The 23,801-nt window shown below is 63.6% G+C and carries 25 protein-coding genes; 17 read left to right on the forward strand and 8 right to left on the reverse strand.

Going from position 1 to position 23,801, the window contains the following annotated elements; genetic code table 11:
* Nucleotides 1-8 precede the first annotated feature (8 nt).
* From V1280_RS29955 to V1280_RS29970, 4 genes are all read right to left on the reverse strand, one after another.
* Nucleotides 9-2,513 (reverse strand): EAL domain-containing protein, encoded by a 2,505-nt coding sequence (locus tag V1280_RS29955; RefSeq protein WP_334532767.1) that lies wholly within the window; start codon nt 2,511-2,513, stop codon nt 9-11.
* 233 nt (nt 2,514-2,746) lie between these two features.
* Nucleotides 2,747-3,295, reverse strand: coding sequence for a cytochrome b/b6 domain-containing protein (locus V1280_RS29960; RefSeq protein WP_442895176.1), 549 nt, complete (start codon nt 3,293-3,295; stop codon nt 2,747-2,749).
* 59 nt (nt 3,296-3,354) lie between these two features.
* A complete protein-coding gene (locus V1280_RS29965; protein WP_334532773.1) occupies nt 3,355-3,633 on the reverse strand; it encodes a PepSY domain-containing protein in 279 nt (92 codons plus the stop codon).
* Nucleotides 3,634-3,813: 180 nt separating this feature from the next.
* Nucleotides 3,814-4,164 (reverse strand): hypothetical protein, encoded by a 351-nt coding sequence (locus V1280_RS29970; protein WP_334532776.1) that lies wholly within the window; start codon nt 4,162-4,164, stop codon nt 3,814-3,816.
* 91 nt (nt 4,165-4,255) lie between these two features.
* Between V1280_RS29970 and V1280_RS29975 the strand changes: the two genes are divergently transcribed.
* Complete coding sequence (locus V1280_RS29975; protein ID WP_334532779.1) at nt 4,256-4,786, forward strand: TetR/AcrR family transcriptional regulator; 531 nt, start codon at nt 4,256-4,258, stop codon at nt 4,784-4,786.
* Nucleotides 4,787-4,855: 69 nt separating this feature from the next.
* Nucleotides 4,856-5,053, forward strand: coding sequence for a Trm112 family protein (locus tag V1280_RS29980; RefSeq protein ID WP_007598651.1), 198 nt, complete (start codon nt 4,856-4,858; stop codon nt 5,051-5,053).
* 67 nt (nt 5,054-5,120) lie between these two features.
* On the opposite strand, the gene V1280_RS29985 is transcribed toward V1280_RS29980, so the two are convergent.
* Nucleotides 5,121-6,338 (reverse strand): ubiquinone biosynthesis hydroxylase, encoded by a 1,218-nt coding sequence (locus V1280_RS29985; RefSeq protein WP_334532782.1) that lies wholly within the window; start codon nt 6,336-6,338, stop codon nt 5,121-5,123.
* A gap of 140 nt (nt 6,339-6,478) precedes the next feature.
* Between V1280_RS29985 and tesB the strand changes: the two genes are divergently transcribed.
* Nucleotides 6,479-7,342, forward strand: a complete 864-nt coding sequence (gene tesB, locus V1280_RS29990) for an acyl-CoA thioesterase II (RefSeq protein WP_334532785.1) — start codon at nt 6,479-6,481, stop codon at nt 7,340-7,342.
* A gap of 46 nt (nt 7,343-7,388) precedes the next feature.
* Here the strand turns inward: tesB and V1280_RS29995 are convergent, their stop codons facing one another.
* On the reverse strand, nt 7,389-8,279 hold the full coding sequence (locus V1280_RS29995) for a DUF4339 domain-containing protein (protein WP_334532788.1): 891 nt from the start codon (nt 8,277-8,279) through the stop codon (nt 7,389-7,391).
* A 243-nt stretch (nt 8,280-8,522) separates the two neighbouring features.
* Here V1280_RS29995 and V1280_RS30000 point away from each other — a divergent pair, with 243 nt between their 5' ends.
* The 13 genes from V1280_RS30000 to V1280_RS30060 all read left to right on the forward strand — a co-directional run bounded on the left by V1280_RS30000 (nt 8,523) and on the right by V1280_RS30060 (nt 21,801).
* A complete protein-coding gene (locus V1280_RS30000; protein WP_148777282.1) occupies nt 8,523-8,861 on the forward strand; it encodes a P-II family nitrogen regulator in 339 nt (112 codons plus the stop codon).
* A gap of 74 nt (nt 8,862-8,935) precedes the next feature.
* A complete protein-coding gene (locus V1280_RS30005; RefSeq protein ID WP_334532791.1) occupies nt 8,936-10,237 on the forward strand; it encodes an ammonium transporter in 1,302 nt (433 codons plus the stop codon).
* A 42-nt stretch (nt 10,238-10,279) separates the two neighbouring features.
* Nucleotides 10,280-10,594: an ArsR/SmtB family transcription factor gene (locus V1280_RS30010; RefSeq protein WP_334532793.1), complete on the forward strand. Its 315-nt coding sequence runs from the start codon at nt 10,280-10,282 to the stop codon at nt 10,592-10,594.
* Nucleotides 10,591-10,959 carry an SRPBCC family protein gene (locus V1280_RS30015; RefSeq protein WP_334532795.1) on the forward strand — a complete coding sequence of 123 codons (369 nt, stop codon included), beginning with the start codon at nt 10,591-10,593 and terminating at the stop codon, nt 10,957-10,959. Before V1280_RS30010 ends, V1280_RS30015 begins: the two co-directional genes overlap by 4 nt.
* Before the next feature lie 41 nt (nt 10,960-11,000).
* Nucleotides 11,001-11,603 (forward strand): ATP-dependent Clp protease proteolytic subunit, encoded by a 603-nt coding sequence (locus tag V1280_RS30020; protein ID WP_148777279.1) that lies wholly within the window; start codon nt 11,001-11,003, stop codon nt 11,601-11,603.
* Nucleotides 11,604-11,996: 393 nt separating this feature from the next.
* Nucleotides 11,997-12,335 (forward strand): P-II family nitrogen regulator, encoded by a 339-nt coding sequence (locus tag V1280_RS30025; RefSeq protein ID WP_027535364.1) that lies wholly within the window; start codon nt 11,997-11,999, stop codon nt 12,333-12,335.
* Between the two features lie 38 nt (nt 12,336-12,373).
* Entirely contained in the window at nt 12,374-13,822 is a 1,449-nt protein-coding gene (locus V1280_RS30030) for an ammonium transporter (protein ID WP_334532803.1), read from the forward strand.
* Nucleotides 13,823-14,031: 209 nt separating this feature from the next.
* Nucleotides 14,032-14,436, forward strand: coding sequence for a GFA family protein (locus V1280_RS30035; protein ID WP_334532806.1), 405 nt, complete (start codon nt 14,032-14,034; stop codon nt 14,434-14,436).
* A 231-nt stretch (nt 14,437-14,667) separates the two neighbouring features.
* On the forward strand, nt 14,668-15,882 hold the full coding sequence (locus tag V1280_RS30040; RefSeq protein ID WP_334532809.1) for an aminotransferase class I/II-fold pyridoxal phosphate-dependent enzyme: 1,215 nt from the start codon (nt 14,668-14,670) through the stop codon (nt 15,880-15,882).
* A gap of 8 nt (nt 15,883-15,890) precedes the next feature.
* Nucleotides 15,891-18,365, forward strand: a complete 2,475-nt coding sequence (locus tag V1280_RS30045) for a DNA translocase FtsK (protein ID WP_334532812.1) — start codon at nt 15,891-15,893, stop codon at nt 18,363-18,365.
* 152 nt (nt 18,366-18,517) lie between these two features.
* Nucleotides 18,518-19,276, forward strand: a complete 759-nt coding sequence (locus tag V1280_RS30050; RefSeq protein ID WP_148777310.1) for an outer membrane lipoprotein carrier protein LolA — start codon at nt 18,518-18,520, stop codon at nt 19,274-19,276.
* Between the two features lie 130 nt (nt 19,277-19,406).
* On the forward strand, nt 19,407-20,222 hold the full coding sequence (gene xth, locus V1280_RS30055) for an exodeoxyribonuclease III (RefSeq protein ID WP_334532815.1): 816 nt from the start codon (nt 19,407-19,409) through the stop codon (nt 20,220-20,222).
* Between the two features lie 97 nt (nt 20,223-20,319).
* Nucleotides 20,320-21,801 (forward strand): hypothetical protein, encoded by a 1,482-nt coding sequence (locus tag V1280_RS30060; protein WP_334532818.1) that lies wholly within the window; start codon nt 20,320-20,322, stop codon nt 21,799-21,801.
* A 36-nt stretch (nt 21,802-21,837) separates the two neighbouring features.
* Here the strand turns inward: V1280_RS30060 and V1280_RS30065 are convergent, their stop codons facing one another.
* Together V1280_RS30065 and V1280_RS30070 are read right to left on the reverse strand one after the other, a co-directional pair.
* The gene (locus V1280_RS30065) at nt 21,838-22,281 is read right to left on the reverse strand and encodes a cyclic nucleotide-binding domain-containing protein (protein WP_334532820.1); all 444 of its coding nucleotides are present in this window, start codon (nt 22,279-22,281) and stop codon (nt 21,838-21,840) included.
* A gap of 60 nt (nt 22,282-22,341) precedes the next feature.
* Nucleotides 22,342-23,028, reverse strand: a complete 687-nt coding sequence (locus tag V1280_RS30070) for a response regulator transcription factor (protein ID WP_007598630.1) — start codon at nt 23,026-23,028, stop codon at nt 22,342-22,344.
* Between the two features lie 236 nt (nt 23,029-23,264).
* Between V1280_RS30070 and V1280_RS30075 the strand changes: the two genes are divergently transcribed.
* Nucleotides 23,265-23,801 (forward strand): L,D-transpeptidase family protein, encoded by a 537-nt coding sequence (locus V1280_RS30075; RefSeq protein ID WP_442895177.1) that lies wholly within the window; start codon nt 23,265-23,267, stop codon nt 23,799-23,801.

Raw genomic sequence — 23,801 nt, forward strand, 5'->3', positions numbered from 1 at the left:
CGGGATACTCACGCAGCGCGGATAGCTGCCCTGGCACCTCGCCGCAGCATTTTCGCAACGTCGGATGCAGGCATCGGCCGGCTGAAATAATAGCCTTGGGTTTCGACGCAGCCCTCTTCACGGAGAATGTCCCGCTGCTCCTTCGTTTCGACGCCTTCGGCGGTCGTCGTCTTGCCGAGGCTGACTGCGAAACGAATCACGGCTCGCGCGAGATGCTGCGCCTCTTCCCTCGTGCCGGACAGTTCGTTGACGAAGCTGCGGTCGATCTTGATCTTGTCGAAGGGGAATCTTTGCAGAAAACTCAGCGATGAATAGCCGGTGCCGAAATCGTCGAGCGCAATTCGCACGCCGAGCCCGCGAAGTTGACCGAGCGCTGTGAAGACGGCTTCGCTGTCATGCATGATGACCGTCTCGGTCACCTCGAGCTCGAGCCTGTGCGGCGCAACGCCCGAATTCGCCAGCGCGCCGACCACGACCGGGACAAGCTCCTTGCTCCTGAATTGAGCGGGAGACAGGTTGATCGCGATCCTGAGATCGGCAGGCCATTTGGCGGCTTCCGCACAGGCGGTCCTCAAGACCCATTCTCCCAGCGGCACGATCAAGCCGGTCTCTTCCGCAAGCGGGATGAATTCGCCGGGCATGACCAGGCCTCGCTGCGGATGATGCCAGCGTAGCAGGGACTCGAAGCCGCGGATCTCTCCGGTCGCGGCGTCGACGAATGGCTGGTAATGGAGCTCGAATTCACCGCGAGCAATCGCATCCCGCATGTCGCGCTCCAGGTTGCGTCGCGCATGCATGAGTTCGTCGAGTTCCGGCTCGAAGAAACGGAACGCACCGCGTCCGTCACCCTTGGCCGAGTAGAGGGCGAGATCCGCGCTCTTCATGAGCACGTCGGAATCGTCGCCATCGCGCGGCGCGATGGCGATGCCAATGCTGGTGCCCACCGTGACCCGGTGATCGCCGAGATCGAAGGGTTCGCAAAGTGCCTTCCTGATCCTCTCGGCAAGGGCTGCGGCCTCCACGGCTGGGCTGGTGACGTAGTCGATCACCGCGAACTCGTCGCCGCCAAGCCGGGCGATCAAAGCTGTTTCCGTGGTGCAATCGCGCAAACGCGCGGCGACGGCGCGCAGCAGCGCATCGCCCGCCGGATGTCCCAGCGTGTCGTTGACTTCCTTGAAGCGATCGAGATCGAGCATGAGCACGGCCAGATCGAGACCGCCATTGCGCGTAACCGCAATGGCATCCTCCATCCGCTCTCTGAGCAGCACGCGGTTCGGCAGATCGGTCAGCGCATCGTGTTGCGCCATATGAGTGATCTTGGCCTCGGACCGGCGTTGCTCGGTGACATCAAGATGGGTGGCCACCCACCCGCCGCCGGCCATCGGCTGTCGCGTCACGCAGATCAACCGACCGTCCGCGAGCTCGTCGATCCTGCTCGAGACCGCATCGAATGGCAACGCGGCCAATTTCGAGACGAATTTCTCGGCCGCGCCCTCGCTGGTGTCGCCCTTGAGGATGCCGTTCACGATGCGATGCCGGATGATGTCGGTGTGCGGTGTCCCCGTTCTCAGCAATTCCGGCGGCAGCTGGTAGAGCTGGGCATAACGCTCGTTGCAGACGACAAGTCGCTTCTCCGCATCGAACATGCAAACACCCTCAACCATATTGTTGATGGCCGTATCGAGTCTGAGTTTCTGCTCCTGGAGCTCTCTTTGCGAACCTTCGAGTTGCTGCCGGGCGATCGAAAGCTGGCCGATGATTTCCTTGAATCTGCTGGTTCTGGTCGCCAGGCGCCGATCAGTCAGCACGCCGACAAGACTCATCCCGAGCACTGACAGTGCCACACCCGCGATTGCCATGGCGAGAAAGGCGGGCGAAAGCGACAGGGTATCGTTGTTGTTCAGCGTCGGGTCCGGAACGATCTGCACGGCCCCCATGGCCGTGAAATGGTGCGACACGATGGCGAGCGTCAGCAGCAATGCGGCGACGAAGGTTCCCCACTTGTCATTGCGACCCAGAGCGACCGCGAGTGCAGCGTAGCCCAGGACCATGCCGAGGGCGATCGAGACGAACACCAGCCCAGGCGACCAGGTCACGTAACCCGGCACTTCGAGGGCCCACATGCCGAGATAGTGCATGCTTGCGATACCAGCGCCGATGATGCCGCCGCCGGCAGCCGCGCGCCATCGGCCGGAGTTGCTGACCGCAACGCCAAAGCCGACCGACGTCAGGATCATTGCCGCGGCGAGCGACAGCGTCGTCAGCGCGATACCGTAATCGGTCGAGACGCCAGGCTCGTAGGCGAGCATTGCAACAAAATGCGTTGCCCAGATTCCGTAGCCGATGGCGGCACCGGCGATCGCAATCCAGATCGACCGTCTCCTGGCTGACGACGCTTTCGCGCGATGAAAGATGCTGACGGCTACAATGCTTGCAACGAAGCAAACCAGACCGGCGAGCATGACAAGCCGCCAATCATGCTCTGCCGTGAGACAGGTAAAAACGCGGAACATTCGCAATCGCTCCCTCGTCAATGCTTCGACAATGGCTCCAAGCAGGCTTTCTCCGTATTAATTTTCCGCAGTGCCCGATTGCATGCCTATCGTGAGGTAAACGTTGCTCGGCAATGGCGCCAATGCGCGGTAGTTCGGTGCGGTGAAAGGTTCAATCCCCGTGAAATTACGTGGCCCATTCGCGCTGCAGCACAGCGTGGCGCAACTCTCCCATCCAGAACAACGCATCCCGCTCAGGGACGATGGCGGATGCGTTTTCGTCCCGTGAGCATCGCGCGAATCAGATTCTCGCGCTGAAGCAGTCCCATCAGCGCCACGCCCACGATGTGCAAGATAACCAGGACGATGACAGCGTCTGATGCCCAGGCGTGGGTGTCCTCGATCCACCACACGCCGAAGAAGGTGACGGTCACCGACATCGCGCCTGTGATCGCCGAGATCGCGAGCGACAGCAGCAACGCCACCAGCATCAAGGTGCCGGCCGGATTCAGCCCGATGTAGCGGCCGGTGATGCCGCGGCGCAGATTCCAGAGATAACCGGGTGCAACACGAAGCCTGACGCCGATCATGCGAAAGCGCGAGTAGCGGCTGCCCCAAAATCCCCAGAGCAGGCGGAAGGCCAAAAGCCCGATGACCGTATAGCCGACGATGCGGTGAAGGCTGTCGTAGACGGTGGGCGTGAACCAGGCGGCCAGGACGCTGGCTGCGAGGGCCCAGTGCCATAGCCGTAGCGGGAGGTCCCAGACCGCGACCGTTCGATCTGCGGGGGTCCGATCGGACACCCCGCGCACCTCTCGTACCGCTTTGTCGTTCAAGCCGGGACCACCCTTGGGGTAAAGCCTTATTTGGCGATCGTGTGCTTCAGGCTGAGATCTTCCGGGCTGTAGAACAGCTCGTAGGTCTTGCCTTCCTTGACGCCATAGACCTCATAGCACGAGCATTCGATCTTGGAGCGCCGCACCTCGTAGCCGGCCGCCTTGGCCTTGGCTTCGGCATCGCCGGCCGGCTTCCACGACGCCTTGTCGAGCTTGGTGCAGTTCTTGAAACCGTCGGCCATCGCCGTCGACCCCATGCCGATCCCGACCGTCAGTGCAATGGCAAGAACACGAATGACTCTCACGAATGTCTCCTCCTCTGTCGTGTGCGCGAAGCGCGCCCGAAGGAAGCAAAGGAGAGGGTGAAGTCAACTCGGCGCCGGGCTCAGATGGCCTTAGAGATATTCTAACGGGAGCCAAAAGATCAGCGCTCTCCGCAAGCAGTGCGCGTTTGCAGCAGCGCTGCGGCCTTACGTCTCATGACGTCAGTAGCCGGCCACCGCCATCGCCACGACCACGCTCAGCGCCATCCAGCCGAAATGCCGGCCATGTGTCGCCCATGCTTTGGCGCAGGCGGAGAAGCCGAACACGCAGATCATGGTGATGACGATCCAGCGGCGCGCCAGCGCGGAGTCCATCCAGGGCGTCGCGATCAGGAGCACGCCGCAGCCGATCCAGGCCACGGTCGAGGCCTGCCAGACCAGGCGGATCAGGGTGCGGAGCCGCGGTGGCTCGATCGTGGCGCGGGGGAAAACCTTGGTCTCGCCGAGGATGCCATGGATGAGGGCCACCACGATGGCGAGGGTTCCGGCGCACTGGAGCAAGAGATCACGCATCGAGGCCTCCATACATCTGTGTATGGTGAGGTAGACGCTGGCCTACCGCCTGTCAATACACTAGTGTATGGTCAGGATCTCGGAACCCGATATGACCGACCAGCTTTCCGCCGACGACTGGATCAGCCAGGGCCTCAAGGCGCTCACCAAGAGCGGCTTTACCGCGCTGAAGGCCGATCCATTGGCAAAGGCCATGGGCGTCTCCCGCGGCAGTTTTTACTGGCATTTTGCCGATCTCGGCGCGTTCCACGCGGCCGTGCTGAAACGCTGGCGCGAGATCGCGGCCGAAGAGATCATCGCTCGCGTCGAGGCCGACAGCGACGAGCCGCTGACGGCGCTGCTGCGCAGGACCTTTGGCGCCCGGCTCGATCTGGAGCGCGCGGTGCGCAACTGGGCGGTGTTCGATCCGGCGGCGCAAGCGGCTCTCCGCGCCATCGACCGCCGCAGGCTCGACTATATCGAAGCCCTGCTGCAACGACGCGGATTCTCCGCAGCAACCGCGCAGGCGCGCGCGCAGATCCTGTACTGGACGTTTTTGGGCTATGCGCTCTCGGGCCCCCAACTGTCGGCCGCGCGGCTGCAGGGCCTGCTCGACGAGATCCAGCGGATGGTGTCCTCCTAAACGCTCTGCCCGCCACAATGGGCGTGCGCAATTTTCTATGCTAAACGCAGCCGATCGCCGGAGACCATGATGAACGCGCCCACCGAACGCCCCGAAGCCAGCGTCGATCCAAAACTGCTGGAGATTTTGGTCTGCCCGCTGACCAAGGGCCCGCTGGAATTCGATTCCGCCAAGCAGGAGCTGATCTCGCGCAGCGCCAAGCTCGCCTATCCGATCCGCGACGGCATTCCGATCATGCTGCCGGAAGAGGCGCGGAAGATCGACTAGGCGAGTAGGGAGTTGCGAATAGCGAATGGGGAAAGTTCCACTCGCTACTCCCCATTCGCCACTCGCCCTACAACGCCTCGCCCTTCAGCAACTTTGGGATCTCACCCGTCAGCCCTGCCGCCTGGCGAATAAAAAGATTCTTCAGCGGCGGGGTGCGGTCGACGATGCCGAGGCCGATGTCGCGAAACGTGCGCAACAAGGTCGACTTGTTCGAGAACAGGAAGTTCAGCGAGTTGGTGGCAACGCCCATCGCCATGGTGTCGAAGCGGCGCCAGCGCTGGTAGCGCTCGAGCACGTCGGCGCCGCCGAGATCCATGCCGAGCCGCGCGGCATCGACCACGACCTCGGCCAATGCGGCGACATCCTTCAGCCCCATGTTGAGGCCTTGCCCTGCGATCGGGTGAATGACGTGGGCGGAATCGCCGACCAGCGCGAGGCGCTCGGCGACGAAGGAGCGCGCCACGAAATAGGACAGCGGGAACGCACGCGGCTTGTCGAGCGCCTTGATCTCGCCGAGATGCAAACCAAAACGCTGCTCGAGCTCGCCGTGAAATTCGTCTTCGCTCAAGCCAATGATGCGCGCGGCCTCGCTGCGGCGCTCGGTCCACACCAGTGACGATCGCTTGCCGGTCAGCGGCAGGATCGCAAACGGACCCGCGGGCAAGAAGTGCTCCTCCGCACGGCCCTCGTGATCGCGCTCGTGGCCGACGGTGACGACGATGCCGGATTGATCGTATTCCCAGCCATGTGTGGCGATGCCGGCCCGCTCGCGCAGCTTCGACTTCGCACCGTCGGCCGCGACCAGCAGGCTCGCGGCAATCCTGCTGCCATCGCCGAGCGTCACATCCACGCCATCGGCACTTGCGTCGTAGGACGCAACAATTGTCGCGCGGAGATCGATGCCTTCAGCTTCGGCGCGAACCACCAGCGCATCGATCAGGCGGCGGTTCTCGACCATATGCGCAAAGGGCTCGCCGGGCGCGACGTCGCCGGCGAAATTCAGAAACGCCGGACGGGTGGCGTCCTCGAGCTTGGAATCGGTGACGACCATGTCGAGGATCGGCTGGGCCTCAGCCTTGACGTCGTCCCAGGCGTCGAGCGCCTCGAACAGGCGGCGGCAGGCCGCGACGATCGCGGTCGCGCGGGGATCGCGGCTCGGCCGTGTGGCGAAGGCGGGATCGGCGACGATGACGGGAATCTCGGGTCCCAGCCCCTGGCGCAGCGCCAGCGCGAGCGCCAGGCCCGCAAACGCCCCGCCGCCAATGACTATGCTATTCTGTGACATACCAAATTCCCGGCCAACTCTTGGTCTTGCTAGCAGACTTGAGGTGGGCGAAACAGTGCGGTGAAACAAGGGCGGAACGGCCCTAATGTGTCATTCCGGGGCGACGGCTCGCACCGACATGACGGCAAGAAAGCACCACCATGTCCAAAGGCCTGATCGATTTGATCTCGATCCTCGACCTCGAGCAGCTCGAGGTGAATTTGTTCCGCGGCAACAGCCCGAAGACGAGTTGGCAGCGGGTGTTCGGCGGACAGGTGATCGGGCAGGCGATGGTGGCGGCCTGCCGCACCGTCGAGGGCCGGCTGCCGCATTCGCTGCATTGCTATTTCATCCTGCCGGGCGATCCGCAGATCCCGATCATCTACCAGGTCGAGCGGCTGCGCGACGGCAAGAGCTATTCGACCCGCCGCGTCACCGCGATCCAGCACGGCAACGCGATCTTCTCGATCATGGTGTCGTTCCATGCCGAGGAGGAGACCGCGTTCGACCACCAGGAGAAGATGCCCGACGTGCCGCCGCCGGAAAAGCTGACGGCGGAGGAGGTGGCGAAGCAGCCGATGTTCCGCGAGATGCCGGACTTCATCCGCCGCTACTATGAATCCGATCGTCCGATCGAGCTGCGCCCGGTCGAGCTTGGCCGTTACTTCGGCCAGAAGATCGAGGACGGTCGCATCCATGTCTGGATCAAGACCGCGGCCACGCTGCCGGACGATCCGGCGCTGCACATGTGCGCGCTCGCCTATGCCTCGGACTTCTCGCTGCTCGACGCGATCATGGCGCGCTATGGCCGCACGCTGTTCGACAAACGCATGATGCCGGCGAGCCTCGACCACGCGATGTGGTTTCACCGCCCGTTCCGCGCCGACGAATGGCTGCTCTACGCGCAGGATTCGCCGAGCGCGCAAGGCGGCCGCGGCCTGACCCGCGGCTCGATCTTCAAGCCTGATGGTACGCTGGTGGCCTCGGTGGCACAGGAAGGCTCGGTGCGCGAGCGGAGGAGCTGATCGCCCCAAGCGCGATCAATCGCGCTCGGGGTTGTTTGGGTCGTGCTTACAGCGAACCGCGCGGCGCCAGCTCGGTCTGCGACGCGAACCAGTTCATGATCCAGCGATAAACCCACGGGATCGGGATGATGAAGCCGCACAGGATCGCCGCCACGATTCCGCGCCAGAGAATCCCTAATCCGCTGCCCCTGAAGATGATCTCCCGACGCGTCCCCTGGATGTTGCGATAGGTCCAGCGCAGCTGCGCCGCGGCGACCCAGGCCCATCCGATGATGGTGATGATGGAAACCGCGAACAGCAGGTTCCAGCCGATATAGCCCAGCACCGAGCCGGTGAAGCTGAGGCCGAGCGGCTGCCCGTTGGAGGCGATGTTCGCAATCATCCATTTGAGCAGCATCCAGTAGAGAACGATCTGGACGATGTAGAGCGCGGTGCTCAGAACCTGGATGCCGGTGTAGCCGACGACAATCGCCAGAACGATGAAGCCGAAGAACCACGGCACGATCGCCATGGCATTGCCGGTGAACGAGAGGTTCGGCCGCCCCGGAACTCTCACGCAGGACACGATCCATTGCGTGTACCAGACGAACAGCCACGGAATCGGAATGATGAAGCACGAGCCGATCAGCATCACCAGCGTGCGCCAGGTGAAGTCGAGGATGCCGAAATCGACCGACAGCGATCCGCCGGCGGCGCTACCGCTATCCGTATAGCCGCCGCCGCCCATCATCGGCGGGCCTCCGACCGGCATCATCGGCGGCGCTCCGCCGCCCGAGATCAGACCGGGAATTTCGGTAGCCTTCTGCCAGCCGGCCATGCCCTCGGACCACACCAGCGTCTCCGGACGCACGACGCCCTGGGCGATCAGGTCGCGGAATTGTCCCTCCGGATAGGGCCCCTGCTGCTTGCCCTCGGATGCGTAGAACCAACTCGCCATGAAGCGCCCCCCAAAATACTTATGTACCGCCCGACAGGTGCGGGTTCACCGCATCCATGCCAAAAATGCATTGTGACGGATGAAACGTTGCCCTGTACAGAGGCGGCCGTTCATATGGCCTCCCTTGGCCAAACGTTTGTTCCGCTTCAATCTGCAAGTTTTTTGTGCCATTTGCCCGGAAAGATGCCAGATTGACGCAGCGCCGGGGGACGGCGCGGCGCCCCCCGGGAAATAGGCCTGACCATGAAACTCGTCGTCGCGATCATCAAACCTTTCAAGCTCGATGAGGTCCGTCAGGCCCTGACAGCGATCGGCGTCCACGGCATGACCGTGACCGAGGTGAAGGGCTACGGCCGCCAGAAGGGTCACACCGAGATCTATCGCGGTGCGGAATACGTCGTGAACTTCCTGCCGAAGCTGCGGATCGAGATCGCGGTCGCCACCGACGTCGCCGACAAGGCGGTCGCCGTGATCACCGCGACCGCCCGCACCGGGCAGATCGGCGACGGCAAGATCTTCGTCACGCCGATCGATCACGCGCTGCGCATCCGCACCGGCGAAACCGACAGCGACGCGCTCTAACGCAATCTCTTCTTCGATCGCGGCGGGCAACGACGCCACGCGTGCGACGCCATCACTATGCCGGGGGAAATGACATGGCGGGATTGTTGCGCCGCGCAGCTGCTATGGCTGCGGGAATCGGATTTGCTTTGGTCATGGCCGCGCCGGCGCACGCCACGACGGGCGAGATCAACACCGCCGACACTGCCTGGATGATCGTCGCCACCGCGCTGGTGCTGATGATGACGATCCCGGGACTTGCGCTGTTCTATTCCGGCATGGTCCGCAAGAAGAACGTGCTCGCGACCATGGCGCAGAGCCTTGCCGCGGTGACGATCATCTCGATTCTCTGGGTCGCATTCGGCTATTCGCTGTGCTTCGTCGGCGACGGCCCGTGGATCGGTTCGCTCGACCGCTGGTTTCTCGCCGGCATGACCATGGACAGCGTGAACCCGGCAGCGAAGACAATCCCCGAAGCGCTGTTCATGCTGTACCAGATGACGTTTGCGATCATCACGGTGGCGCTGGTCGCGGGCTCGGTCGCCGACCGGATGCGGTTCTCCGCCTATCTCCTGTTCTCCGTCGCCTGGTTCATCTTCGTCTACATTCCGCTGGCGCATTGGGTGTGGGGCGGCGGCTTTCTCGCCAGCATGGGCGTACTGGATTTCGCCGGCGGTCTCGTCGTGCATCTGTCGGCCGGCACCGGTGGCCTCGTCGCCGCCAAGGTGATGGGGCGCCGTCACGGCTACGGCACTGAAAATCTGTCGCCATTCGACCTCTCGCTTGCGGTGATGGGCACCGGCCTGTTGTGGGTCGGCTGGTTCGGATTCAACGGCGGCTCGGCCGGTGCGGCCAATTCGCGCGCCGTGATGGCGATCATCGCAACGCACCTCGCGGCCTGCTCCGGCGCGCTGACCTGGGGCGCGATCGAATGGTCGACGCGGCGCAAGCCCTCCGTGCTCGGCATGATCTCGGGCGCGGTGGCAGGCCTCGGCACCATCACGCCGGCTTCCGGTTTCGTCGCACCGTGGCACGGCATCGTCATCGGCATCGCCGCAGGCGGGATTTGCTACTGGGCCTGCACCTGGCTGAAGCACCGCTTCAATTACGACGATTCGCTCGACGTGTTCGGCGTCCACGGCATTGGCGGACTGACCGGCACGCTGCTCGCCGGCGTGTTCGCAACCAGCGCGATCGGCGGCACGGCCGGCCTGCTCGAGGGCCATCCGCAGCAATTGCTGATCCAGCTCTACGGCGTCGCCGTCACCTTCGTCTGGTCGGCCGGCGTGAGCTTTGTCCTGCTCAGGCTGGTCGGCCTGTTCGTGCCCTTGCGCGTCTCGCGCGAGCACGAGCTCGAGGGGCTCGATATCTCGCAGCATGGCGAAGCACTTCAGTAATCGGAGCTTGCGCGACACATAAGTACGTGCTTATGTATCGGCATGATCGAAGCCGACATCTTCAAGGCGCTGGCCGACCCGACGCGCCGAAAAGTCTTTGAGAAGCTCGCTGGCGGAAGCCTGAATGCCAGCGCCTTGCGCGACGGCTTGGAGATCAGCCAGCCGGCGATGTCGCAGCATCTTTCGGTGCTGCGCGCGGCGGGCCTCGTGCGCGAACAGCGCCAGGGCCGCTTTGTGAATTACGAAGTCGACCCGGACGGAATCGTGGCCATCGGGGCATGGCTTGCGCGCTACCGCGCCTACTGGCCGACGCGCATGGAAGCTCTCGCCGATCTCTTGAAGGATATGGATCAATGAGCGACGCAGCGAAGCCTGATCCCTCCGACGAAGCCTTAATGCGCGAAGAAGCCCTGGTGCTCGAATATGATTTCGATGCGCCGCCGGCAAAGGTCTGGCGCGCCGTGACCATTCCGGCCCTGCGCGAGCGCTGGCTGCCGGATTGCGACCTTGCGGGCGCCGAGCCGGAATCAACGATCGCAGGCGAAGAGGTGCGCTACCGGCTTCGCGATTCAGAGCCGCCGTTTCGCGAGAGCCACGTCATCTTCCGGATCGAGCCGAACGAGGACGGCGGCACGCGCTTTCGCATCATCCAGCAGGCCTGCGAGGTAGCACTACCGCAAGCGGCCAACAGCAATTGCTGCATGATGCGCGCGGCGGCCTAACGACAAACAGACTTCATCACCTGCAGACATGGAGGTCGCCGATGCGCGACATGCTTCAGCTCGTCCCTATGGTTGTCGAACAATCCGCCCGCGGCGAACGATCCTTCGACATCTATTCGCGGCTCCTGCGCGAGCGCATCATCTTCCTCAACGGCGAGGTCAATGATGCGATGTCCGGACTGGTCTGCGCACAGCTGCTGTTCCTGGAGGCGGAGAACCCGAACAGACCGATCAATCTCTACATCAACTCCTATGGCGGCGTGGTCACCTCCGGGCTGGCCATGTACGACACCATGCAGTTCATCAAGGCGCCGGTTCATACGCTGTGCATGGGCACCGCGCGCTCGATGGGCTCGTTCCTGCTGATGGCCGGCGAGCCCGGTCACCGCGCAGCCCTGCCCAATGCAAGCCTTCACGTGCATCAGCCGCTGGGCGGCTTCCAGGGCCAGGCGTCCGACATCCTGATCCACGCCAACGAAATGCAGGAGACCAAGCGGCGCATCACCCGGCTCTACGCGCAGCATTGCGGGCGCACCGAGGCGGAGGTGGAACGGACCCTGGACCGCGACCACTTCATGACCGCGCCGCAAGGGGTCGAGTGGGGATTGATCGACCGGGTCTTCGCGGAGCGCGAGCCAGCCTGACGGTCGAAGTCGGTTGCGCATATCCCGTGGGCACGGCGGGAGCCGCTTCGATATTTCGCAGCGCGGCGAGGCCCTTCTGGAGCTTTTCCTGTAATTAAATACCTCTCCGCTGCCCGACGCGTGGGCAGCGATTGTGTCGGCAGCCTGTCGTGCCTTCTTTTTGATCAGGTATGACCATGGATTGAGCGCGACGTAATAGCGCACTGCACCGCGATACCCGTCAAACGCGAAAACCCCCGCTTTCATAGTCCGTTAGGCAAGCCGCCCGATCTGGCACGGCATTTGATTCTAAGGGTCCTGGCTGTGCCCGCGTAGTGAACTTTCTCCCTCGTGGCGAACCAGTCGAGAAACGCCCGGCCACGTCCGGACCGGGCCCAAGCGGGGATAGGACCCATGAAAATTGTTATGGCGATTATCAAGCCATTCAAGCTGGAAGAAGTCCGTGACGCCCTGACCGCCATTGGCGTTCACGGTCTCACGGTGACGGAAGTCAAGGGATATGGCCGTCAGAAAGGCCATACGGAAATCTACCGCGGCGCCGAATATGCCGTGAGCTTTCTGCCCAAGATCAAGATCGAAGTCGCTGTCGCCTCCGAGCAGGTCGACAAGACCATCGACGCCATCACGTCGGCTGCGAAAACCGGACAGATCGGCGACGGCAAGATCTTCGTCATCAACCTCGACCATGCGGTCCGCATCCGCACCGGTGAGGCCGACGCCGCGGCCCTTTGATTTCGCGCTCAACCAAAATCCAATCAGGAGTAAATGAAATGACGTTTAAGCGTCCCTATGGCGCGGGATTGGCGGCTCTCGCAGTCGGCCTGTTCGCTGCGACCGCAGCCTATGCCGAGCCAACGGTCAACAAGGGAGATAACGCCTGGATGCTGACATCGACAGTGCTCGTGCTGTTGATGACGATCCCGGGTCTCGCGCTGTTCTACGGCGGCCTCGTTCGTTCCAAGAACATGCTCTCGGTCCTGATGCAGGTGTTCTACACCGTCTGCGTCGTCACCGTGATCTGGGCCGTGTACGGCTACAGCCTCGCCTTCACCGGCGGCTCCGACTTCATCGGCGGCTTCTCGAAGGCCTTCATGATGGGCGTCACCACCGACTCGAAGGCCGCGACCTTCTCGGTCGACGCCAACATCTCGGAGCTCGTCTATGTGTGCTTCCAGATGACGTTCGCGGCGATCACGCCCGCCCTCATCGTCGGCGCCTTCGCCGAGCGCATGAAGTTCTCGGCGATCGCCCTGTTCATCCCGCTCTGGGTCACGCTGATCTACTTCCCGATCGCGCACATGGTCTGGTACTGGCCCGGCCCGGACGCGATCCAGGACGCTGCCAAGGCTCTGGCTGCTGCGGGTGATGCGGCTGCGAAGACGGCGGCTCAGGCCAAGCTCGACGAGATCAACGCCGACGCCGGCTGGATCTTCAAGAAAGGCGCGATCGACTTCGCTGGCGGCACCGTGGTGCACATCAACGCCGGCATCGCAGGTCTCGTCGGCGCTCTGCTGATCGGCAAGCGCACCGGCTACGGCAAGGACCTGATGGCTCCGCACTCGCTGACCATGTCGATGATCGGCGCCTCGCTGCTCTGGGTCGGCTGGTTCGGCTTCAACGCCGGCTCCAACCTCGAAGCCAACGGCGGCGCTGCGCTCGCCATGACCAACTCCTTCGTCGCCACCGCAGCCGCCGCGCTGTCGTGGATGTTCGCGGAGTGGATCGTGAAGGGTCATCCGTCGGTGCTCGGCGTCATCTCCGGCGCTGTCGCGGGCCTCGTGGCCGTCACGCCTGCCGCCGGCTTCTCCGGCGTGATGGGTGCGATCGTCCTCGGCCTCGTGGTCGGCGTGGTCTGCCTGTTCTTCTGCACCGTCGTGAAGAACGCGCTCGGCTACGATGACTCGCTCGATGTCTTCGGCGTGCACTGCATCGGCGGCATCGTCGGTGCCCTCGGCACCGGCATCCTGGTCAATCCGGCTCTCGGTGGTGCGGGCATCATCGACTACACCGCGATCCCGCCCAAGGTTGCCGATTACGACTTCGCGGCGCAGATGATCTCCCAGGCCGAAGCCGTCTGCACCACGCTGGTGTGGTCGGGTGTCGGTTCGGCGATCCTCTACAAGGTCGTCGATGTGATCGTTGGCCTCCGCGCCAACGTCGAGAGCGAGCGTGAAGGTCTCGACATCACCGACCACACCGAGCGCGCCTACAACATGTAACCCCTCCTCCCGGGGCGCGATCTCTCCTCGGGGATCGCGTCCACAACTACGGTTTGGGCACATACCCGGCAATGCCCCGACCGTTGAGGGGCTCCAGCGCAAGTTGGAGCCCCTTTCTTTTTGCCCCACGCCTCGAAGAAAGAGATTGCCATTCCAGATTGCCGGCGCAGAAATAACGACCACAACGAACAACAAAACGGGAGGTCGTCATGCGTTTGGAAGGCGGATGCTATTGCGGCGAAGTGCGCTATGTGGCCGAGGGCGATCCGATGATGCAGGCCCAATGTCACTGCCGCGAGTGCCAGTACATCTCGGGCGGCGCGCCCAACACCTTCATCGCGATGCCGGCGGCGGGCTTCACCTACATCACCGGGCAACCCAAGCAGTTCACCCGCAAGGACCTCGAGCACGCCGTGACGCGGGAATTTTGCGCCGAATGCGGCACCCATCTGGTAACCAAGGTTCCGGGACTGCCGGCCACGATCGTGAAGGTCGGCACGCTGGACGAGCCAAAGCAGTTCCACCCGCAGATGGCGATCTACACCTGCGACAAGCAGGAGTTCCACGCGATCCCCGCGGGCATGGCGACCTTCGAGAAGCTGCCGGCGCACTGAAGATCGAGTCGAGCCAGGAAATCCGGTGCGCTCCCTCTCCCGCTTTGCTTGCGGGAGAGGTTAGGACCACCACCGCATCCCGTTGTTATCCGGCCTCATTTTTCCGGCTCTGGACGGGCCGGCCGACCGATGGTTAATCGCGTCTTAACCTCGCCCTATCTATGGTGAACTGAACCGCTTTCCCGCTGGCGTATCCATGCGCCGGCCGTTCCATGAGTGCTGGCGCCCAGAATGGCTATGACCGCTTCATCCCGTGCGCCGCTAGCCGGTGGAAGCTCCGACAATGAACGCTCGCCGTTCGTCCGGCTGAACGAGCTGTTGGCGCCGCATCAGCCCGGCAAGCCCTTGATTTCGCTTGCGGTCGGCGAACCGCAGCATCCGGTGCCCGATTTCGTCGGTCCGGTGCTGGCCAAGCACATAGCCGATTTCGGCCGTTACCCGATGAACCAAGGCACCGAGCCATTCCGCCAGGCCGCGAGCGCCTGGTTGTCGTCGCGCTTCAGGCTGCCGCGGCCGCTCGACCCCAAGGCCGAGATTCTTGTCCTCAATGGCAGCCGCGAAGGGCTGTTCCTCGCCGCGATCGCAGCAGCGCGTTATGTCGGCCCACGTCCCGGCAAGCCCGCCATCCTGATGCCGAACCCGTTCTATCCGGTCTATGGCGCCGGTGCCGGTGCCGCGGCCTGCGAGCCGGTCTATTTGCCGACCATCGTCGAAAACGGCTTCCTGCCCGATCTCGACGCCATCGACGAAGCGACGCTGGCGCGCACGGTCGCGTTCTATCTGGCGTCACCCGCCAATCCGCAGGGCTCGGTCGCCTCGCGCGATTATTTCACGCGCCTGAAGAGTCTCGCCGATCGCCATAACTTCGTGATCCTCAGCGACGAGTGCTATTCCGAGATCTACACCCGCGAAGCACCGGGCAGCGCGCTCGAATGTGCCGGCCCCGATTTCACCCGCGTGGTTGCGTTCCAGTCGCTGTCGAAGCGCTCCAACCTGCCGGGCCTGCGGGTTGGCTTCGCCGCCGGCGACAAGAAGCTGATCGGCATGTTCCTGGAGCTGCGCAACATCGCGGCGCCGCAGGTGCCGGTGCCGCTCCAGCATGTCGCGATCGTTGCCTATGGCGACGAGGCGCATGTCGAGGAGAACCGCAGGCTCTACCGGATCAAGTTCGATCTCGCCGACCAGATCATCGGCAATCGTTACGGCTATCGCCGGCCCGACGCCGGCTTCTGCGTCTGGCTCAATACGTCCGAGATCGGCGACGATGTCTCCGTGACCCTCAGGCTTTTCAAGGAAGCCGGCGTGCGCGTGGTGCCCGGTTCCTACCTGGCGCGGCGTCAGCCAGACGGCTTCAATCCCGGTGCCGGCTATATTCGCCTGGCGCTGGTGCAGGATAGTGAGACCACGGCGCAGGCGCTGCACCGGCTGGTCGAAACTCTGGGTTAGGCGGGCCCATGAGCATGTCGGCAATCGAACGTGTGATTCCCCTGGTCGGCCATCTGCCACCCTCGATCCGCGAGGCACTGAGCCGGCGCGCGCGCGAGCTCGCCGGCTTCGGCCTGATCACGCTCTCGGGCGTCGCGTCCGCCGCGCTGATGACCTGGTCGGTGCAGGACCCGAGCCTCAGCCACGCGACCTCGCGGCCGATTCGCAACATTCTCGGCTATGCCGGCGCCATCGGTGCCGACCTCGCGATGCAGATCCTCGGGCTCGGCGCGATCATGCTGATCCTGACGGTCGCGGTGTGGGGCTGGCGCATGATGACCCATCGCCCGTTCGACCGCGAGGCGCTGCGGCTCGGCTCCTGGATTCTCTGCACCGTGATCGCGGCGGGCTTTGTCAGCTGCTGGCCGCATGGTGGCGCCTGGCCGCTGCCGACCGGGCTTGGCGGCGTGGTCGGCGATGCGCTGGTGCGCGCGCCCGCGGTGATTTTCGGGCCGCCCGGCGCGATCTATCGCATGGTGCTCGCCGCCATCCTGTTCGTCGCACTGGCTGCGACCTTCCTGATCGCCTGCGGTCTCGGCGCACGCGAGCATGACGAAGAGCTCGCGGAGATCGAGGACGACGACAAGCCGCTCGACGAAGACGAGGAGAGCGATCGCGGCTCGGTGTCGCTGGGCTGGCTGTTCCACGCGGTGATGAGCACCAAGGCACGGCTGATCTGGCTGTTCGGCGCGGCCTATCGCTCGCTGGTCTCGAGCGGATCGAAGACCAAGGCAGTTTCGTTCAGCCGGCAGGAACCCAATCTCGGCGGCCGTGCCGCGCCCTCGATCTCGCCGCAGTCCGCGGACGAGGATTCCGAGGACCAGCACGAAGAAGAGGAAGACGAGGAGGAAGAAGAGGAGCCGGCCGCGCGTGCTCCGCGCAAGAAGGCCGCACCGAAAGCCGCTTCCAAGAAATCCTCCGACAAGTTCGAGCTTCCGTCCGTGTCCGTGCTGGCTGCGCCCAAGGCCGGCGATCGCCAGCCGCTCAGCAAGGCCGAGCTGGAAGCCAATTCGCGCGCGCTCGAAGGCGTGCTGCAGGATTTCGGCGTGCGCGGCGAGATCGTGAAAGCCAATCCAGGTCCGGTCGTCACGCTGTACGAGCTGGAGCCGGCCCCCGGCATCAAGTCGTCGCGCGTGATCGGCCTTGCCGACGACATCGCCCGTTCGATGAGCGCGCTGTCGGCGCGCGTCGCCGTCGTCCCCGGCCGCAACGCCATCGGCATCGAGCTGCCGAACGCGCATCGTGAAAAGGTCTATCTGCGCGAGCTGCTGGTCGCCAAGGAGACCATCGACACGGTTGCAAAACTGCCGCTCTGCCTCGGCAAGACCATCGGCGGCGATCCTGTCATCATCGACCTCGCGCGCACGCCGCACATGCTGATCGCCGGTACCACCGGCTCCGGCAAGTCGGTCGCCATCAACACCATGATTCTCAGCCTGGTCTACCGGCTGCGCCCGGACCAGTGCCGGCTGATCATGGTCGATCCGAAGATGCTCGAACTCTCCGTCTATGACGGCATTCCCCATCTGCTCACCCCCGTCGTGACCGATCCGAAGAAGGCGGTGGTCGCGCTGAAATGGGCGGTGCGCGAGATGGAAGAGCGCTACAAGAACATGGCCAAGCTCGGCGTGCGCAACATCGACGGCTACAACACGCGCCTGGGCGAATTGAAGGCCAAGGGCGAAGAGCCGACGCGCACCGTGCATACCGGCTTCGACAAGGAAACCGGCAAGGCGATCTACGAGGAAGAAAAGCTCTCGCTCGACCCGCTGCCCTACATCGTCATCATCGTCGACGAAATGGCCGACCTGATGATGGTCGCCGGCAAGGACATCGAAGGCGCCGTGCAGCGTCTCGCGCAGATGGCGCGCGCCGCCGGCCTGCATGTCATCCTCGCGACACAGCGTCCCTCGGTCGACGTCATCACCGGCACCATCAAGGCGAACTTCCCGACCCGCATCGCCTTCCAGGTCACCTCGAAGATCGACAGCCGCACGATTCTCGGCGAGATGGGCGCCGAGCAGCTGCTCGGCCAGGGCGACATGCTCTACATGGCCGGCGGCGGCCGCATCAGCCGCGTGCACGGCCCCTTTGCCTCGGACGATGAAGTCGAGAAGGTGGTGCGCCACCTCAAGACGCAGGGCCAGCCCGAATATCTCGAGGCCGTCACCGCCGAAGAGCCGACCGAGGACGAGGACGGCGGCGCCGTGTTCGACGCCAGCGGCATGGGCGCGGATGGCGGCGGCGACCTGTTCCAGCAGGCCGTTGCCATCGTCAAACGCGATCGCAAGGCCTCGACCAGCTACATCCAGCGCCGCCTGCAAATCGGCTATAACCGCGCCGCATCGCTGATGGAGCGGATGGAACTGGAAGGCATCGTCGGACCCGCCAACCACGCCGGCAAACGCGAGATTCTGGTCGAAGAAGAAGACAGCCATATGTGAGGCGAGCCGCCTCAAAGTCCTATTTCACGCAAAAACGTTATCTGCTTTTGCCCGAAATCACGCTAAAACGACGCCCAGCCACACAGGACGACGCGTTGACCCAACATCCGGACATCCGATTCGCGGCCTCAATCGCTGCGCGCAGCGCGCGCGTGGCGGGCGTGCTGCTCGTCACCGCCGCGATGGTGACCGCTGCGTCGATGGCGCAGACCGTGCCCGTGCCGAAACCGGCACCGAAGGCCCGCGACGCTGCTCCGCCGTCGGGCGGACCGTCGATTACCGGCGCGACGCAGGCGCCGCCGAATCCGGTCATTCCAGATCCGCGCCGCAACGTGCCGAGCAGTATCTTCCAGACGTTCGACGACAAGCAGAAGGCGCAGGCGGCCAAGGTCAGCGCCTATCTGTCCTCGCTGTCGACGCTGGTCGGAAATTTCGTCCAGGTCGGCCCCGACGGCAGCAAGACGCAGGGCGATTTCTACATCCAGAAGCCCGGCAAGTTGCGCTTCGAATATGATCCGCCGAGCCCGATCGACATCGTCGCCGACGGATCGTCGGTGGTGGTGCGCGACCGCAAGCTCGCGACGCAGGATGTCTATCCGCTGTCGCAGACGCCGCTCCGCTTCCTGCTGTCCGACCGCATCGACCTGATGAAGGACACCAACGTCGTCAACGTCACCGCCGACGATCTCTTCATCAGCGTCACCATCGAGGAGAAGCAGGCGCTGGTCGGCACCAGCCGGCTGCTGCTGATGATCGGCGCCAAAGACGGCCAGCTGAAGCAATGGACCGTGACCGATCCGCAGGGCTACGACACCACGATCGCGGTCTATAATCTGGATGCGGGCAAGAAGCTCGATCCCAGCATGTTCAAGATCGACTTCACCAATTACAGCGTGCCGTCACCGGGGTAAGTGCCGCAGTGCCGTAGGGTGGGCAAAGCGAAGCGTGCCCACCATTCTCGATCCAAACTCAGAAAAGACGGTGGGCACGGCGCTTTGCGCCTTTGCCCACCCTACGAGAGCTTGCTAAGACGCAATTCTCATGCGTCTTTCCCTGACAACCTGGAACATCAATTCGGTGCGGCTGCGCATCGATCTGGTCGCGAAGTTTCTCAAGAGCGCACGGCCGGACGTGCTGTGTCTCCAGGAGACCAAGTGCATCGACGACGCCTTTCCGCTGAAGCGCTTCAAGCGGCTCGGCTACGAGCACGTCGCGCTGAACGGGCAGAAGGGTTATCACGGCGTCGCCATCGTCTCGAAGATTCCGTTCGAGTCCTCGGACATCCGTACTTTCTGCGACAAGGTGGATTCGCGTCACATCTCGGTGTCGTTCGGCGAGAAGGCCAACATCGCAAAGCCGCTGGTGTTGCATAATTTCTACGTGCCCGCCGGCGGCGACATTCCCGATCCCGCACTGAACGAGAAATTCGACCACAAGCTCCGCTTTCTCGACGAGATGAAGGCGTGCGAGCCGCTGCATCCGCGCGAAGAAGATCGCCATATCCTGGTCGGCGATCTCAACGTCGCGCCGCACGAGAACGACGTGTGGTCGCACAAGCAGCTGCTCAAGGTCGTCTCGCACACGCCGATCGAAACCGAGAAGCTGCAGGCGGCGCTTGAAGCGGGCGAATGGATCGACGTCGCGCGCGACCGCATCCCGATGTCGGAAAAGGTCTATACCTGGTGGAGCTACCGTTCCGCCGACTGGACCGTCGGCGACCGCGGCCGCAGGCTCGACCACATCTGGGTCTCGCGCGCGCTGAAAGACGCGGTCCAGGATTTCAAGATCTCGCGCGATGCGCGAAGCTGGGAGCGGCCGTCGGATCACGTGCCGGTGACGGTGACGCTGGACGTCTAGGCCTTCGGAGACGACGATGGGCACGCCCGCACCGTCAGACCTCGCAGAACCATCAACTCGAGCATGGTGGAATTCCCGTTTCGTCGTCCCGGGATTGATGTTGCTGAGCACGATACCCTTCTGGTTCGTGCACACGCCGACGCTGATCGATTACCTCGCCCATATCGGCCGCTACCAGGTGCAGCTGCAGCTGGCGGACTCGCCAGCGCTCCAGCAGAACTGGGATTTTCACTGGCAGCTCGTCGGCAATCTCGGCGTTGAATTGCTCATCGCTCCGCTGGCACCGATGCTCGGTCTCGAACGCGCCGCCTGGCTGATTGCGCTGGCGCTTCCGCTCCTCATGATCTCTGCCATCGGGCGCATCAGCAGGGCGTTGCATGGGGAACTCACGCCCTTCGCCATCGCGGCCGCATGGTTCGCGATGGCCTATCCGTTCCAGCTTGGCTTCGTGAATTATTGGCTCGGCTGTGCGCTCGCGTTTCACGGTTTCGCATCCTGGGTCGAGACGACAGGCAAGAATGGCTCGGTGATGCGCGCCGCGCTGTTCGCGGTGGCCGCCTGCCTGGTCTGGCTCGCGCACGCCTATGGCTGGGTGGTTCTGGTCGTCCTCGTGGGCGCCTTCGAGCTCTGCCGCAGCTGGAATCGCGCGCCGGCAGCGTGGCCCGCCATGGTGATCGTCATTCTGCGACGCATCTGGCCGGTCATGATTCCGGCTGTGCTCATGATCGTCTGGCGGCAAGGCAATGGCGCCGCCGCTACGGGTCATTTCTTCGACATCGGCACAAAGGTTCTTGGACTGGTATGGACGCTGCGTGACCAGAATATCTGGCTCGACACGCTGAGCCTGCTGCTCGCCATCGGCCTGCTGTACTTTGGAATCCGCAGCCGTGACGTCAGGCGCAATCCACCACTGCTGGTCGGAGCAGCGAGCTTCCTCATTCTGATCCTGCTGATGCCAGGGCAGATGTTCGGTTCGGTCTATGCCGATGTCCGACTGTGGCCCATCTTCTTCATTGTCGGCCTCACCGCCATCGCGCCGACCGACGGCATGAGGCGCGGCTCCGCGATCATTGCCGGCATGGCGCTGGCTGTTTTTGCGATTCGGATCGTCGCCATGGCTGCCGGGTTTGCCGCCTACGATGCCGGCTATTCGCAACATCTGCAGGCCCTGAAGGACGTCCCGCACGGCGCAAGCATTGCGGTCCTGACCCGGCCGCCGACCTGCGAGCAATGGCGTGCACCGCGTGTCGCGCATCTAGGGTCGCTTGCGATCGTCCGGCGGGACGCCTTCGTCAACTCGCAATGGGACGCATCGGGCGGTCAACAGCTGCTGACACCACTCCGTGCGCGCGGCACCGCATTCAACGCAGATCCGTCTCAGTACATCGAGGTTGCCCCTGGCGACTGCGACGGCGATCTGAGCGCCACGCTTGCGCAAAGGATCGCGCAAATTCCGCGCGATCGCTTCGACTATGTCTGGTTGCTCGACGTCGATGCGTCGCAACTGGCGGTCATGCCCGGACTGCGGCGGCTTTATCAGGACGACCGCAGCGCGCTTTATGGGTTCGACAGAGAATGAAATCTGCGGAGCAGGGCGCGGCTAAGTCCGCCGCGCTCAGGTGCTCAGCTTCGCACCGGCCATCAGAATGTCGCTCGCGATCTGGCTGGAGCGAACCGCGAATTCGTCGCGGAGGCGGAGTGCGGCGGCAGGGTCGCTTTCGAGCACGCGCTGAAACAGGCTGCGCGCGACGCGGATGACGGAGGAATGCTCGATCGCAACCGCGCCCGAGGGCCGCTTCATGGGCACGACCAGCGCGATCTCGCCGATCAGCGTGCCGGGACCTGCGATCATCTCGGCGCCGGCGCCGTCATCGACGCGAAAGGCGCCGCGCTGGACCACGAAGCCGGCGTCGGCATCGTCGCCGAGATTGAACAGGATGTCGCCGCGGACGAAGTCACGCTGCTCGGAGCCGATCGCCAGCATGCGCAACGAGGCCTCTCCCAACAGGCGCAGTGTCGGGACACGCTCGAGCAGCGCTACGTCATCGTCGATTGACATTCCGGTCCGAGGCTCGTGGAACGCGCTAATTTACGACGAATCGCGCGTTCCTGGAACGTATCACGGCACCAGCTTGTAGCCACCGGCTTCCGTCACCAGGATTTCCGGGTTGGCGGCGTCCTTCTCGATCTTCTGGCGAAGACGGTAGATGTGGGTTTCCAGCGTGTGGGTCGTGACGCCGGAATTGTAGCCCCAGACCTCCTGGAGCAGGGTCTCGCGTGACACCGGCATCTGGCCGGCCCGGTAGAGGAAGCGCAAGATCGCGGTTTCCTTCTCGGTGAGGCGGACTTTTCGCGCATTGGCGGCGGTCAGCATCTTGGAGCCCGGACGGAAGGAATAGGGGCCGACCGAGAACACCGCGTCCTCGCTGGCCTCGTGCTGGCGCAGCTGGGCGCGGATGCGGGCCAGCAACACGGCGAAACGGAAGGGCTTTGCCACATAGTCGTTGGCACCGGATTCCAGGCCCAAAATCGTGTCGGAATCGGTGTCATGCCCCGTCAGCATGATGATCGGCGCCTTGAAGCCGCCCTTGCGCAGGGAGCGGACCACTTCGCGACCGTCGGTGTCGGGAAGGCCGACATCCATCAGCACGAGATCGGGGGCGTTGGCCTTTGCGGCGCTGGCGCCTTTGGCGCCAGTATCGACGGCGGAGGCTTCAAATTCTTCGTGCAGCGATAATTGCTCCACCAACGTGTCGCGCAGATCGGTATCGTCATCCACGATCAGGATCTTGCGGGCATTGGCCATAGGGGATCATCCTTTTGGGGTCGACCGGGCGCGCATGCATGCCGCACCCAGCCGTGATGGGAAGTTTAAAGGGTCGCTGTTTTTATTGTTGTTCGTGTTGAAGTAGTGGGCTGTTACCGATTCACAAGCCGGAATTACTCTAACCCAGAATAGCAGGGCCATTCGATGAATGTCCTGTAATGAATTCGACATTGCCCGTTCACATGAAAAACAACGCCAATTCAGACGCTTATACCATGAATCGACGCGTCCAGCAGCTCTCGGCGATCCGCGTTAAGCCTGCCGCCGGCAATCCGCGCCGGGGCTGGCTAACCGCCGGACAGCTGACGATCCCGGTGGCACTGGGGCGCGGCGGCATTCTGGCCAACAAGCGCGAGGGCGACGGCGGCACCCCCAGGGGCCATTTTCGGCCCCGGCGATTGTGGTGGCGGGGCGACCGGCACAGCCGTCCCCAGACGTTGCTGCCGGCCCGGATCATCACCGGCGTGGACGCCTGGTGCGAAGATCCGGGCGATCGCCATTACAACCGGTGGATCCGGCGCGGGGAGGGCGAGGGCGGCGACCGGCTCAAGCGCGCCGACCAGCTCTATGACTTCATCATCGAAATCGACCACAACACCAGGCCGCGCATCGCCGGCCGCGGCAGCGCGGTGTTTCTGCATCTGGCGCGCGACAATTTCGGCCCGACCGCGGGCTGCGTCTCCATGACCAAGGCGGCAATGCTACAATTGCTTCGGCTGATAGGACCAAGAACAAAAATCATCATCGGGTGA

The sequence above is a fragment of the Bradyrhizobium sp. AZCC 2230 genome (assembly GCF_036924495.1).
Lineage (GTDB): Bacteria > Pseudomonadota > Alphaproteobacteria > Rhizobiales > Xanthobacteraceae > Bradyrhizobium > Bradyrhizobium rifense.